Source organism: Pseudomonas sp. Irchel s3b5 (assembly GCF_900187435.1).
Taxonomy (GTDB): domain Bacteria; phylum Pseudomonadota; class Gammaproteobacteria; order Pseudomonadales; family Pseudomonadaceae; genus Aquipseudomonas.
In genome coordinates this window covers 1-14214 of sequence record NZ_FYDY01000011.1, presented here as the reverse complement: position 1 = coordinate 14214, position 14214 = coordinate 1, and the positions used below count along the sequence as shown (strand labels likewise).

The 14214-nt window shown below is 59.3% G+C and carries 9 protein-coding genes and 2 tRNA genes; 2 read left to right on the top strand and 9 right to left on the bottom strand.

Annotated features, from left to right (window positions below; all coding sequences use genetic code 11):
- Positions 1–34: 34 nt before the first annotated feature.
- From CKW15_RS14130 to rnr, 9 genes are all read right to left on the bottom strand, one after another.
- Positions 35–3310 carry a DUF2126 domain-containing protein gene (locus CKW15_RS14130; protein ID WP_095152256.1) on the bottom strand — a complete coding sequence of 1092 codons (3276 nt, stop codon included), beginning with the start codon at positions 3308–3310 and terminating at the stop codon, positions 35–37.
- 365 nt (positions 3311–3675) lie between these two features.
- A complete protein-coding gene (locus tag CKW15_RS14125; RefSeq protein ID WP_095056357.1) occupies positions 3676–5979 on the bottom strand; it encodes a YgiQ family radical SAM protein in 2304 nt (767 codons plus the stop codon).
- Positions 5980–6169: 190 nt separating this feature from the next.
- Positions 6170–7567, bottom strand: a complete 1398-nt coding sequence (gene dnaB / locus CKW15_RS14120) for a replicative DNA helicase (RefSeq protein WP_095056358.1) — start codon at positions 7565–7567, stop codon at positions 6170–6172.
- A 108-nt stretch (positions 7568–7675) separates the two neighbouring features.
- Positions 7676–8122, bottom strand: a complete 447-nt coding sequence (rplI, locus tag CKW15_RS14115) for a 50S ribosomal protein L9 (RefSeq protein WP_034149636.1) — start codon at positions 8120–8122, stop codon at positions 7676–7678.
- 19 nt (positions 8123–8141) lie between these two features.
- Positions 8142–9035 (bottom strand): hypothetical protein, encoded by an 894-nt coding sequence (locus CKW15_RS14110; RefSeq protein ID WP_053153717.1) that lies wholly within the window; start codon positions 9033–9035, stop codon positions 8142–8144.
- A gap of 36 nt (positions 9036–9071) precedes the next feature.
- A complete protein-coding gene (gene rpsR / locus CKW15_RS14105; protein WP_002551829.1) occupies positions 9072–9302 on the bottom strand; it encodes a 30S ribosomal protein S18 in 231 nt (76 codons plus the stop codon).
- 28 nt (positions 9303–9330) lie between these two features.
- Positions 9331–9753 (bottom strand): 30S ribosomal protein S6, encoded by a 423-nt coding sequence (gene rpsF / locus CKW15_RS14100; protein ID WP_003217491.1) that lies wholly within the window; start codon positions 9751–9753, stop codon positions 9331–9333.
- A 284-nt stretch (positions 9754–10037) separates the two neighbouring features.
- Positions 10038–10805, bottom strand: coding sequence for a 23S rRNA (guanosine(2251)-2'-O)-methyltransferase RlmB (rlmB, locus tag CKW15_RS14095; RefSeq protein ID WP_095056359.1), 768 nt, complete (start codon positions 10803–10805; stop codon positions 10038–10040).
- Positions 10802–13429 carry a ribonuclease R gene (rnr, locus tag CKW15_RS14090; RefSeq protein WP_095152255.1) on the bottom strand — a complete coding sequence of 876 codons (2628 nt, stop codon included), beginning with the start codon at positions 13427–13429 and terminating at the stop codon, positions 10802–10804. Before rnr ends, rlmB begins: the two co-directional genes overlap by 4 nt.
- A 224-nt stretch (positions 13430–13653) precedes the next feature.
- Here rnr and CKW15_RS14085 point away from each other — a divergent pair.
- Together CKW15_RS14085 and CKW15_RS14080 are read left to right on the top strand one after the other, a co-directional pair.
- Positions 13654–13740: transfer RNA gene (locus CKW15_RS14085), tRNA-Leu, on the top strand.
- A gap of 168 nt (positions 13741–13908) precedes the next feature.
- Positions 13909–13995 (top strand) — tRNA-Leu (locus CKW15_RS14080).
- Positions 13996–14214: the final 219 nt, after the last annotated feature.

Below are 14214 nucleotides of genomic sequence, written 5' to 3'. Positions count from 1 at the left end.
CGGATAGACGAAAAATCCGAGCGTCGCGTACGGTTTAGAAACGTCGTAAATCGAGAGTCATCGGTAGCTCGTCGTTTATTTCCAGATTCGGTATAGGAAGTTTCCCAGGCGTGTGTCCGATACGGAAGAAACGCGCCATACGGCGGCTCTCGGCCTCGTTGGCATTGACCGGCAGGCTGTCGTAATTGCGTCCCCCCGGATGGGCAACGTGGTACTGGCAACCACCCAGCGAACGCTGCATCCAGGTGTCGAGCAAGTCGAATACCAACGGCGCATGCACCGGAATAGTCGGTTGCAGACAGTTCGCCGGTTGCCAGGCGCGAAATCTCACTCCAGCTACGAATTCGCCTACACGCCCGGTGGGTTGCAAGGGCACGGGAATGCCGTTGCAGGTCAGCAGATAACGCTGGGGCGGCAGACCGCTGAGTTTGATCTGCAAACGTTCAAGCGAGGAATCCACATAACGCACCGTGCCACCGACCGCGCCCTCTTCGCCCAGCACATGCCACGGTTCAAGCGCCTGACGCAGCTCCAGCGCGATGCCACTGACGGCGTAATCGCCGACCTTGGGAAAGCGGAACTCAAGGTGCGCCGCGAACCACTCGGCCCGCAGCGGATAACCCGCTGTGTTGAGCTCGACGATGACGTCGGCGAAATCCTGTTCGATAAAGTGCGGCAACAGGAAACGATCGTGCAGCTCCGTGCCCCAGCGCGCCAGTGTCGGCGGCGCGTAGGGTTCACGCCAGAATCGTGCAACCAGCGCTCGCAGCAACAATTGCTGGGCCAGACTCATGCGCGCATGGGGTGGCATTTCAAAAGCGCGCAACTCCAGCAGCCCGAGTCGGCCGGTGGCGCCGTCCGGCGAGTAGAGTTTGTCGATGCAGAATTCGGCCCGATGAGTATTGCCGGTGACATCGATCAGCAGGTTGCGCAGCAGTCGATCCACCAACCATGGCGGACACTCCTCGCCCGGTTCGGGCATCTGCGCAAACGCGATTTCCAGTTCATACAAGGCATCGTTGCGCGCTTCATCGACACGCGGCGCCTGGGACGTCGGGCCGATGAACAATCCGGAAAACAGGTAGGAAAGGGACGGATGGTTATGCCAGTAGCTGATCAGGCTGCGCAGCAAATCCGGACGACGCAGAAACGGAGAGTCAGCCGGTGTCGCGCCACCCAGTACGAAATGGTTACCGCCACCGGTTCCGGTGTGCCGGCCGTCGATCATGAATTTCTCGGTGGTCAGGCGGGTCTGGCGTGCTTCTTCGTAGAGAAATTCGGTGCGCTCCACCAATTCATCCCACGACGAGGATGGCTGCACGTTGACCTCGATCACACCGGGGTCCGGCGTGATACGGAAGTTACCCAATCTTGGATCGCTCGGCGGCTCGTAACCTTCCAGCAACACCGGGCAACGCAGTTCTTCGGCGGTGGCTTCGATGGCGGTGACGAGTTCGAGATAGTCCTCGGCCCGTTCCAGCGGCGGCATGAACAAGTACAACCGCCCTTCCCGGGCTTCGGCACACAGCGCGGTGCGGGTCAGCCAGTCTGCCGACTCATCGATCTTTGGCGCTCGATCTTCAGTTTCGGCAGCTGCGCCCTGGTTTTGAAGTTGCGCCGTATCCGGCAGCGGCGGGAATGCCTGATTCGGATCCTGCGGATGAATGAACGGATACTCCGCCGCTTTCGCCCAGGGCTGCGAACCCAACGGCAAGCGATAGCCCAGCGCAGAATCCCCAGGCACCAATCGGCAATGCTCGTCCCGCAGGTACCAGCGACCGCTCTGCCATTGATCGCCCTTGGCCGTGCGAGCCAGCGGCAAGACCTGACCGATGACCTTGTCCAGGCCCTGGCTGAAGACTTTGCGCAGACGCGCACGTTCCAGCGGTTCTTCCAGGCGTGAGTCTTCGGCGCTGACGTTCTGCGGCAACGTCCCTTCGCGCCAGAGGTAATAGAAATTGTCTTCGTAGGCCGGGAATACAAAGCGTGTCGGAATTTTCAGGCGTTCGGCAACGCTCGCCAGAAAACGCCCGGCCAGCACCCCATCGGCGCCGTAATCTTCTTGCTCATCGGCGACCAACGCATTGTTTTGCCAGATCGGCACGCCATCACGGCGCCAATAGCAATTGAGCGACCAGCGCGGCAGTTGCTCGCCCGGATACCATTTGCCCTGACCGAAATGCACCAGGCCTTGCGGTGCATAACGCTTACGCATGCGCTGGAACAGTTCGGCGGACAGCTGCCGCTTGTTCGGCCCCAGTGCCGCTGTATTCCATTCGGCACCATCCGGGTCATCGATGGACACGAACGTCGGTTCGCCGCCCATGGTCAGGCGCACATCGCCTTCCAGCAGGTCGGCATCGATCTGCCGACCCAGGGCCTGGATCGCCAGCCATTGTTCGTCGGTGTAGGGCTTGGTAACCCGCGGCGCTTCCCAAATCCGCTCTACGGACATTTCGTGGCTGAATTCGCACTCGCAAGGTTCCACCAGGCCACTGATCGGTGCCGCCGATGACGGATCGGGACTACAGGCCAACGGAATATGTCCTTCACCGGCGAACAACCCGGAGGTCGCATCCAGGCCGATCCAGCCAGCGCCGGGCAAATAGACTTCGCACCAGGCATGCAGGTCGGTGAAATCGACGTCGGTACCCGATGGACCGTCGAGGCTTTTGACGTCGGCGGTCAACTGGATCAGGTAACCGGAGACGAAACGCGCCGCCAATCCCAGATTGCGCAGCAACTGAACCAACAGCCACGCGGAATCGCGGCAGGAACCGGACGCCTGCGCGAGGGTGTACTCGGGCGTTTGCACGCCCGGTTCCATGCGGATCAGGTAATCAATGTCATCGCTCAGGCGCTGATTGAGCGCGACGAGGAAATCCACGGCTGGCAAAGGGGTACGGTCGATTCCGTCCAGATAGGCCTTGAACGCCGGCGCCAGCGGCAAGGTTTCCAGATACGGAGCCAATTCCTTGCGCTCATCGGCGGCATACGCGAAGGGGATTTTTTCTGCGTAGGGCTCAAGGAAAAAATCGAACGGATTGAAGATCGCCATCTCGGCCAGCAGATCGACCTCGATGCGCAGTTCCTCGGTTTTCTCCGGGAACACCAGCCGCGCCAGGTAATTACCCTGCGGGTCTTGCTGCCAGTTGATGAAGTGCTGCTCGGGCGAGACCTTCAGCGCATAGGACAGAATCCGCGTGCGGCTGTGGGCGGCGGGACGCAGTCGAACGATCTGCGGGCCGAGCTCGACAGCGCGGTCATAGCGGTAATGCGTGACGTGGTGCAATGCGACATGAATCGACACGGCGTGCCTCCTGCGAGCCCTAAGCGTATTCGAAAGCGCGCAAAACTTATGCCACCCAGCAGTGCTGGCGCTTTCTCCGGTTACTGGAGGCAGTACAGCACCAAAATCGGGCGATGCGAGGAAATGGATTGAGGTAGTTGCGCCTTAATGTGGCGAGCAGTTGCTGAAAGGTTGAATGAGCCGGCCTCATCGCTGGCAAGCCAGCTCCCACAGGTTTATCTGCCATTCACAATACTGTGGCCATTGAAGATCCTTGTGGGAGCTGGCTTGCCAGCGATGAGGCCTATGGCTTCAACACATTTCCTATGCCTGAAAATGCAAAACGCCAACCCGAAGGTTGGCGTTCTGTTCAGCTCAAGCGCGGTTTAGCGCGGCACGACCGGCTTGCGGGTCGGCTTGGGGCCTTTGCCCTTGGCGGCGTCCTTGCGATCCTTGGCGGCCTGCTGGTTGCGGGCAAACGCCGCCGCCTTGGCCTGTTCGCGCTTGTCCCACGGATTGCCGCCATCGCTGGCACGTGGTGGCAGGCCGGTATGCTGGGTCAGGATCTTGGTGGTCTTTTCCCCTGCAACCTTGTGGCTGCCGGCCGGCGTCGAGTTCTTGCGACGAGCGCTCTGGTAGCTGTCGGTGGACGGCTGATGCAGCGGGATCAACTGGTTCTTGCCCGGCCCGATCAGGTCGGCACGGCCCATGCGGGTCAACGCTTCACGCAGCATCGGCCAGCCTTTCGGGTCGTGATAACGCAAGAACGCCTTGTGCAGACGACGCTGCTCTTCGCTCTTGACGATAGTTACCGAATCACTCTTGTAGGTGACCTTGCGCAGCGGGTTCTTGCCCGAGTGATACATCGCGGTGGCGGTGGCCATCGGCGACGGGTAGAACGCCTGCACCTGGTCGGCACGGAAACCGTTGCCCTTGAGCCACAGCGCCAGGTTCATCATGTCTTCATCGGTGGTGCCCGGGTGGGCGGCGATGAAGTAAGGAATCAGGTACTGCTCCTTGCCCGCTTCCTTGGAGTACTTCTCGAACATGCGCTTGAACTTGTCATAGCTGCCGATGCCCGGTTTCATCATCTGATTGAGCGGACCTTCCTCGGTGTGTTCCGGGGCGATCTTCAGGTAACCACCGACGTGGTGGGTCACCAGCTCTTTAACGTACTCCGGCGACTCGACCGCGAGGTCGTAACGCAGGCCGGAAGCGATCAGGATCTTCTTCACACCCGGCAACTCACGAGCGCTGCGGTACAACTGGATCAGCGCCGAGTGGTCGGTGTTCAGGTTCGGGCAGATACCGGGGAACACGCAGGATGGCTTGCGGCACGCGGATTCGATTTCCGGGCTCTTGCAGGCGATGCGGTACATGTTCGCGGTCGGGCCGCCGAGGTCGGAGATCACGCCGGTAAAACCCGGGACCTTGTCGCGAATCTCTTCGATTTCGCGAATGATCGATTCGTGGGAACGGTTCTGGATGATCCGGCCTTCATGCTCGGTGATCGAGCAGAAAGTGCAGCCGCCGAAGCAGCCACGCATGATGTTCACCGAGAAGCGGATCATGTCGTAGGCCGGGATTTTCTCCTTGCCGTACGCCGGGTGCGGAATGCGCGCGTAAGGCATGCCGAACACGTAGTCCATTTCTTCGGTGGTCATCGGAATCGGCGGCGGGTTGAACCAGACGTCGACTTCGCCGTGCTTCTGCACCAGCGCACGGGCGTTGCCCGGGTTGGTTTCCAGGTGCAACACACGGTTGGCGTGGGCGTAGAGAACAGCGTCGCCACGGACTTTTTCCACCGACGGCAAACGGATCACGGTCTTGTCGCGAGTCATGCGCGGGCTGGCCAGAATCTGCACGACCTTGGCTTCCTGCGGATCTTCAACCGGACCTTTTTCCTGCTCGATGGCGCAGGCCTGGGTGTCCTGGGTGTTCACGTACGGGTTGATGATCTTGTCGATCTTGCCCGGACGGTCGATGCGCGTGGAGTCGACTTCGTACCAGTCTTTTGGCGTATCACGGCGGATGAACGCGGTGCCGCGCACGTCGGTGATGTCTTCGATCTTGTGACCGAACGACAGGCGCTGGGCGACTTCAACAATCGCACGCTCGGCGTTGCCGTAAAGCAGGATGTCGGCGCAGGCATCGATCAGGATCGAGTTGCGAACCCGGTCCTGCCAGTAATCGTAATGTGCAATGCGGCGCAGGGACGCTTCAATGCCGCCGAGCACGATTGGCACGTGCTTGTAGGCTTCCTTGCAGCGCTGGCTGTAAACCAGGCTGGCGCGGTCCGGACGCTTACCCGCCATGCCGCCCGGAGTGTAGGCGTCATCGGAGCGGACTTTTTTGTCGGCGGTGTAGCGGTTGATCATCGAATCCATGTTGCCGGCCGCGACGCCGAAGAACAGGTTCGGCTCGCCGAGTTTCATGAAGTCGTCTTTGGACTGCCAGTTAGGCTGGGCGATGATCCCGACGCGGAAGCCCTGGGACTCCAGCAGCCGGCCGATGATCGCCATGCCGAACGACGGGTGGTCGACGTACGCATCACCGGTCACGATGATGATGTCGCAGGAATCCCAGCCGAGCTGATCCATCTCCTCCCTGCTCATGGGCAGGAACGGCGCTGGCCCGAAACATTCGGCCCAGTACTTGGGATAGTCAAATAACGGCTTGGCTGCTTGCATGTCGATAACCGGTGTTGGCTTTCATTGAATTTCGCGGGCGCGGAATATAGCACATTTTTTGACCAATTCCGACGGCTATGGTCGGAAATTGCGTCGCCCCTATCGCGAGCAAGCTTGCTCCTACAGGTACGACGCCCCCCCTGTAGGAGCTGGCTTGCCGGCGATGGGGCCTTTCAGGACACTAAATACCTTACTCGTCATCATCGAAATTGTAGCTACCCGGTGCCAGGTTCTCGAAGCGGGTGTATTTACCGATAAAGGCCAGACGAATAAAGCCGATAGGCCCGTTACGCTGCTTGCCGATAATGATTTCGGCGATGCCTTTGTGCTCGGTTTCCGGGTGATACACCTCGTCGCGGTAAACGAACATGATCACGTCGGCGTCCTGCTCGATCGCTCCGGATTCCCGGAGGTCGGAGTTGATCGGCCGTTTGTTCGGCCGCTGCTCGAGGGAACGGTTGAGCTGGGACAGCGCCACCACCGGGCAGTTGAACTCCTTGGCCAAGGCTTTCAAGGAACGCGAGATTTCCGAAATCTCGTTGGTTCGGTTGTCGCCGCCGGAACCTGGAATCTGCATCAACTGAAGGTAGTCGATCATGATCAGGCCGATCTCACCGTGCTCACGCGCCAGGCGCCGGGTACGCGCACGCATTTCCGACGGGCTGATCCCGGCGGTGTCGTCGATGAACAGCTTGCGGTCATTGAGCAGGTTCACCGCCGAAGTCAGGCGCGGCCAGTCGTCATCTTCCAACTGACCGGAGCGCACCTTGGTCTGGTCGATCCGACCGAGGGACGACAGCATACGCATGATCAGCGATTCGCCTGGCATCTCGAGGGAATACACCAGAACAGCTTTGTCGCTACGCAGTACGGCGTTTTCCACCAGGTTCATCGCGAAGGTGGTTTTACCCATCGACGGACGACCGGCGACGATGATCAAGTCGGCCGGCTGCAGGCCGCTGGTCTTTTCATCAAGGTCGGTGTAACCAGTGGACAGGCCGGTAATGGCGTTGTCTGTGTTGAACAGCGTGTCGATGCGATCGATGGCCTTGGTCAGCAAATCATTCACACCCACCGGGCCACCGGTTTTCGGCCGGGCCTCGGCAATCGCGAAGATCTGGCGTTCCGCTTCGTCGAGGATCTCTTCAGCAGTGCGACCTTCCGGGTTGAAGGCGCTGTCGGCGATCTCGGTGCTGATGCCGATCAGTTGGCGCAACGTCGCGCGCTGACGGACGATCTGCGCATAGGCCTTGATGTTGGCGACGGACGGCGTGTTTTTCGCCAGTTCACCAAGATAACCGAGGCCACCCACTTGAGACGTCTGACCTTCCTTGTCCAGTTGTTCGGCAAGGGTCACGACGTCAATCGGGGAGTTCTGATCGGCCAGTTTGGCGATCGCACGGAAGATCAGGCGGTGGTCATGTCGATAGAAATCGCCGTCGGAGACTTGATCGAGCACACGCTCCCAGGCGTTGTTGTCCAGCATCAGACCACCGAGTACAGCCTGTTCGGCTTCGATGGAATGCGGCGGCACTTTCAGCGCGGCGGTTTGCAGATCGTATTGCTCAGGAGCGGAGATATCGTTCATGGCCACTTGAAATTGGAGGAATCAGAAAGACAAAGGGCACGACCTGTAAACAGGATCGTGCCCGATGTTACCGGCAAGCACCCAAGGGTGCCAGCCGACAAGTGCTGCTTAAGCTGCTACCACAACAACGCGTACGGTGGCTTCAACTTCGGCGTGCAGGTGCACGGCTACGTCGAATTCGCCTACGTTGCGGATGGTGCCGTTCGGCAGACGAACTTCGCTCTTCTGCACTTCAACGCCGGAGGCGGTCAGTGCGTCAGCGATGTCGTGAGTACCGATCGAACCGAACAGCTTGCCTTCGTCGCCAGCGGTGGCAGTGATAGTCACTTCCAGCTCGGCCAGTTGGGCAGCGCGGCTTTCAGCCGACGATTTACGATCTGCTGCTGCTTTTTCCAGCTCAGCACGACGCTCTTCGAACGCAGCCAGGTTGGCTGGGGTCGCAGCGGTAGCTTTGCCGTAAGGCAGCAGGTAGTTACGACCGTAACCAGCCTTAACGTTCACTTTGTCACCCAGGTTGCCCAGGTTGGTGACTTTTTCCAGAAGGATCAGTTGCATGTGAAAATCCTCTTAACTTTTAACCTTCACCGTTCGCGCTATCGGCATCTTTCGGTGCCGAACGACCGCGAAAATCAATCAGGCTGTCGACGATGGCCAGGACCACCAGCAACGGATAGATCAGCTGCATGAACAGCAACAGCGTGACGTACAACCCCACCAACCAGAACCTGGCCAGTCGCTTTTGCGCCACCAGCCCGTGAATCAGGGCCAGCCCGGCAAACATCAGCGGTACACTGCACAACGGCGTCAACATGGCCATCTGCGAACCGAGATTCGGCCCCAGAAGCATGCACGCCAGCAGTAACATCGCCGGCAAAAGCGGGAAGCGGATGGCGCGAAACTCGCGACCAAAACCGCCCGGGTTGTACAACAACGCCTGCCAGTAGCGCCCGGCAAGCAGGCTCAGCACACTGACGATTTGCAACAAGGCCGCAATCAGGCCGGTCAGGACTGGTGCAATCAGGGACGCGAAACGCGCTTGCTCGTCTACCGACAACTTCTGGTAGACATCACCGAGTAGCGACGGCATGACTTTGATCAAAGCCTGCGCCAGCATCTCGATCTGGGGACCAAAAGCCGTCCCCAGCACCACTGAAAACACCACTCCCATCGCTATGCTGACCAGCAGCACGCGGTTCCAGGACTCGCTTGCGCGCAAAACCAACGCAAGGCTCGCAGACCCCAGCAGCACCAGAAGTGCCCGTGGGTCGTCGGAGTAGAGCCACCAGGCCAAGGCCGGCAGCATTCCCAGAGCAAGAACGCCTATGGCGTCCTTCAATCCGCGCCGCAGGAGCACAAGGCATCCAGCGGCAGCACCCAACCAATACAACAACGGCAATGCCGCGCATCCAGCCACTACAAGAGTGGCCTGCATACGGCCGCGCATGATGAACTCAGCTATGGCACGCATGCATTCAATCCTTTGCTACGTGTCGACTGCCCGGTCTCAGCGGCCGTGGCTGTCGGTGTAGGCCAGCAGGGCCAGGAAGCGGGCGCGCTTGATAGCGGTGGCCAGCTGACGCTGATAACGAGCTTTGGTACCGGTGATGCGGCTTGGAACAATTTTGCCGGTCTCGGATACGTAAGCTTTCAGAGTGTTGAGATCTTTGTAATCGATCTCTTTCACGTCTTCAGCGGTGAAGCGGCAGAATTTACGACGACGGAAGAAACGTGCCATTTGATAGGCTCCTTAAAAGGTCCGTGGATTACTCGTCAGCGTTATCGCTGTTGTCGCTGTCATCACTATCAGCGCTTTCAGCGCCTTCGTGCTCAGGACGGTCGCGACGCTCACGGCGCTCACTGCGGTTTTCTTCAGCCTTGAGCATCTCGGATTGGCCGGTAACGGCTTCTTCGCGACGGATGACCAGGTTACGGATCACTGCATCGTTGTAGCGGAAGTTGTCTTCCAGCTCGGCCAGGGCCTTGCCAGTGCACTCAACGTTCAGCATCACGTAGTGAGCCTTGTGAACATTGTTGATTGCGTAGGCCAGTTGACGACGGCCCCAATCTTCCAGACGGTGGATTTTGCCGCCGTCTTCTTCGATCAGCTTGGTGTAACGCTCAACCATGCCGCCGACTTGCTCGCTTTGATCCGGGTGGACCAAAAAGATGATTTCGTAATGACGCATGAATGCTCCTTACGGGTTGTAGCCTGCCGCTCAAAAGCGGTCAGACAAGGAGTGAATGACACTTATGGACTTGCGGACGCTAGACACGTAGGTGCCTGCCATCACAGCAAGGGGCGCAATTGTAGAGAAGGGGCGAGAGAGGCGCAAGGTAATTGGTGATTATTTGAACAGCCACCATTTACCACACACCCGTAGGAGCCGGCTTGCTGGCGATCCATGCGACCGGGCATGTCAGACACACCGAGGCGCATGAATCGCCAGCAAGCCGGCTCCTACAGGCTGGATCAGGACTTCTTGGTGGCAGCCTTGGCTTTGGCACTGCGCTGACGCTGCGCCTCGAACAGGCATACGCCAGTCGCCACGGAAACGTTGAGACTGCTGACGCTACCGGCCATCGGCAGGTTCACCAGGTAGTCGCAATGCTCGCGGGTCAAACGACGCATGCCCTTGCCTTCGGCGCCCATGATCAGGATCGTCGGGCCGGTCAGGTCCTGGTCATAAATGCTGACCTCGGCCTCACCCGCCGTGCCCACTACCCACAAACCGCGCTGCTGGAGTTTTTCCAGAGTGCGCGCCAGGTTGGTGACGGCAACCAACGGAATCACTTCCGCCGCACCGCAGGCGACTTTTCGTACAACCGGTGTCAGGGTTGCTGACTTGTCTTTCGGCACAATCACCGCCAGCGCACCTGCCGCATCGGCAGAGCGCAGGCAGGCGCCGAGGTTGTGCGGATCGGTCACGCCGTCGAGCACCAACAGCAGCGGTGCGCCATCGGTGCGATCCAGCAGCTCGTCGAGCATTGCCTCGCCCCAGACCTGGCTCGGACTGACGTCTGCAACCACGCCCTGGTGCACGCCTTCGACCCAGGCATCCATTTCGCGACGCTCGGCCTGGCCGACCTGAACACGATTTTCGTTGGCCAGTTCGATCAGGGTCTGAACCCGCGGATCACTGCGACCTTCGGCCAGCCAGATCTGCTTGACGCGTTTCGGGTGGTGGCGCAGCAACGCTTCTACAGCATGCACGCCGTAGATCTTTTCCAACTGACTCATGACTTGGCCTTAGGTTTACGCGCCCCGCCGCTTTTGGCTGGGGCCGAGCCCGCTTTTGGCGGGCCTTTACGATGTTTGCTCGGTTTGGCTGGCTTGCCGCCGACAGCGTTGTCAGCCGCCGACCGACTGGTCTTTCCCCCAGACGCCGCTTTACCGCCGCTTTTCGCACCGGCGAGCAACGCCTGCTTCATTTCACGGCTTTTGCGCACTTCGGCGTTTTTTGCCGCTGCATCGCTTGGGCGATAGGCTTCGGCAGTCTTTTCCTTTGCAGGACGACGACCGGTTTTCGCCGGCGCCGGTTCTGCGGCGGACTTGGAGGCAGGTGCCGCAGTTTCGGCGCCACGCTTCTTGCGACCGATTGGCGCGTTGATGGTGTTTTCAGCCATCTCGAAGTCGATCTTGCGCTCGTCGAGATCGACGCGCATGACCCGCACTTCTACGGTATCGCCAAGGCGGAAGCTGCGGCCGGTACGCTCACCGGCCAAGCGGTGGTGCACAGGATCGAAGTGGTAGTAATCGCCCGGCAGCGCAGTGACGTGCACCAGGCCTTCGACGTAGATGTCGGTCAGCTCGACGAACAGGCCAAAACCGGTTACTGCGGTGATCACACCCGGGAACGATTCGCCCACGCGGTCTTTCATGAACTCACACTTGAGCCAGTTCACTACGTCGCGGGTCGCTTCGTCGGCACGGCGCTCGCTCATCGAGCACTGCTCGCCGAGCTGTTCCAGGGCCGCTTCGTCGTACGGATAGATGCGCGCCTTCGGAATGGTCATCGCACCAGCACGGCGAACGTGCGGGGTGTCCTGCTTCGAATGGATCACGCTGCGGATCGCCCGATGCGTGAGCAAGTCCGGGTAGCGGCGGATCGGCGAGGTGAAGTGGGTGTACGCCTCGTAATTCAGGCCGAAGTGGCCCTGGTTATCAGCGCTGTACACCGCCTGGCTCAACGAACGCAGCATGACGGTCTGGATCAGGTGGAAATCCGGACGATCCTTGATACCAGCCAGCAATGCCTGGTAATCCTTCGGCGACGGGCCGTCCTTGCCTTTGTGCAAGGAAAGACCGAGCTCACCGAGGAACGCGCGCAGTTTTTCCAGACGCTCCGGTGGCGGACCATCGTGAACGCGGTACAGCGCCGGGATTTCGTGCTTTTTCAGGAATTCGGCGGTGGCCACGTTGGCCGCCAGCATGCATTCCTCGATCAGCTTGTGCGCATCGTTGCGCACGGTCGGACGGATTTCGGCGATCTTGCGCTCGGAACCGAAGATGATCCGGGTTTCCTGAGTTTCGAAATCGATCGCACCACGCACGTGACGGGCCGCCAGCAACACCTTGTACAGCGAGTACAACTGTTTGAGGTGCGGCACCACGTCGGTGTATTCGCCACGCAGTTTGCGCCCTTCGGTGGCTTTCGGCGTTTCCAGCATCGCGCTGACTTTGTTGTAGGTCAGGCGGGCATGGGAGTGGATCACCGCTTCGTAGAAGCAGTAGTCAGTCATTTCGCCGGATTTGGAGATGGTCATCTCGCAAACCATGGCCAGGCGATCGACTTGCGGATTCAGCGAGCACAGACCGTTGGACAGCTGCTCAGGCAGCATAGGGATCACGCGCTCAGGGAAGTACACCGAGTTGCCGCGAACCTGGGCTTCGGCGTCCAGCGCCGAACCGAGTTTCACGTAGCTGGAAACGTCGGCAATCGCCACGTACAACTTCCAGCCGCCGGAGAACAGGCGCAGCTTGCCCGGACGGGCTTCGCAGTAGACCGCGTCATCGAAGTCGCGAGCATCTTCGCCGTCGATGGTGACGAACGGCAGATGGCGCAGGTCGATGCGCTTCTCTTTGTCTTTCTCTTCGACTTCCGGCTTGAGCTTGGCGGCTTCCTTGAGTACGGCGTCAGGCCAGACGTGAGGAATGTCGTAGGTGCGCAGGGCGACATCAATCTCCATGCCCGGCGCCATGTAGTTGCCCACGACTTCGACCACGTCACCTTGCGGCTGGAAGCGTGGTGTCGGCCAGTGAGTGATCTTCACTTCGACGAACTGACCTACCTGTGCATTGGCGTTACGACCCGGCGTCACCAGCACTTCTTGCTGGATCTTCGGATTGTCGGCAACTACAAAACCGATGCCGCCCTCTTCGAAGTAGCGGCCGACGATGGTTTCGTGAGCGCGGGACACCACTTCGACGATCATGCCTTCGCGGCGACCGCGACGATCCAGGCCAGACACTCGGGCCAGCGCACGGTCACCGTCGAACACCAGACGCATTTGCGCCGGGCTCATGAACAGGTCGTCGCTGCCGTCGTCCGGCACCAGGAAGCCGAAACCGTCACGGTGACCGCTGATGCGGCCCAGGATCAGGTCAAGCTTGTCCACCGGCGCATACGTGCCGCGACGGGTATAGATGAGTTGAGCATCGCGCTCCATGGCGCGCAGGCGGCGGCGCAGGGCTTCGATCTGGTCTTCTGTGGTCAGACCAAACTCTTCGACCAGCTGCTCGCGGTTAGCAGGCGAACCCCGATCAGCAAGGTGCTGAAGGATCAGTTCGCGGCTAGGAATAGGGTTTTCGTATTTTTCCGCTTCACGAGCGGCCTCGGGATCGAGGGACTGCCAATCGGCCATTAGAGAGTTTTCACCTTGTCTATATACGGGTTAGTTTGGCATAGGCGTAATGAAACGGGAAATTTCAGGCTAAGACACCCCATCTAAAGCCCCATATCGACACCGCAAAGCTGTTTTGAAGACCGCTGGCGAAATTTTCCAGGTTTTTTTGAGCCTGGGGGTTTACAGTTAAAAAGACGCTCCGTATAGTGCGCGCCATCGACGACGGAGACGTTGCCGATACTGCCCAGATGGTGAAATTGGTAGACACGCCAGCTTCAGGTGCTGGTGACCGCAAGGTCGTGGAAGTTCGAGTCTTCTTCTGGGCACCAATTTCGAGCTTGAGATTAGATCAATTTCAAGGCTCACACAAAAACCCGCGAAAGCGGGTTTTTTGCATTCTGGAGCTCTGATTTATTAATTTTAAAATCAGGGGTTTACAGATCAAAACACGCTCCGTATAGTGCGCCACATCAACAGCGGCAACGCTGAAGATGAATGCCCAGATGGTGAAATTGGTAGACACGCCAGCTTCAGGTGCTGGTGACCGCAAGGTCGTGGAAGTTCGAGTCTTCTTCTGGGCACCAATTCAAATTCAAGGTTACGGCCTTGAATTTCACAGAAACCCGCGAAAGCGGGTTTTTGCGTTTCTGACCTTCCGAAAATTACATCCCCCCCCTGTAATTGGATGGACTCGCCCACGCCGAGGCGTCAATGCGCCACGGTGGCAGTCTAAGAAGCCAACGGCAGCGAGGGCGAGTCCATGAAAAAGAATACGACGCTTAAACAGTCCCTGTCTTCAACCG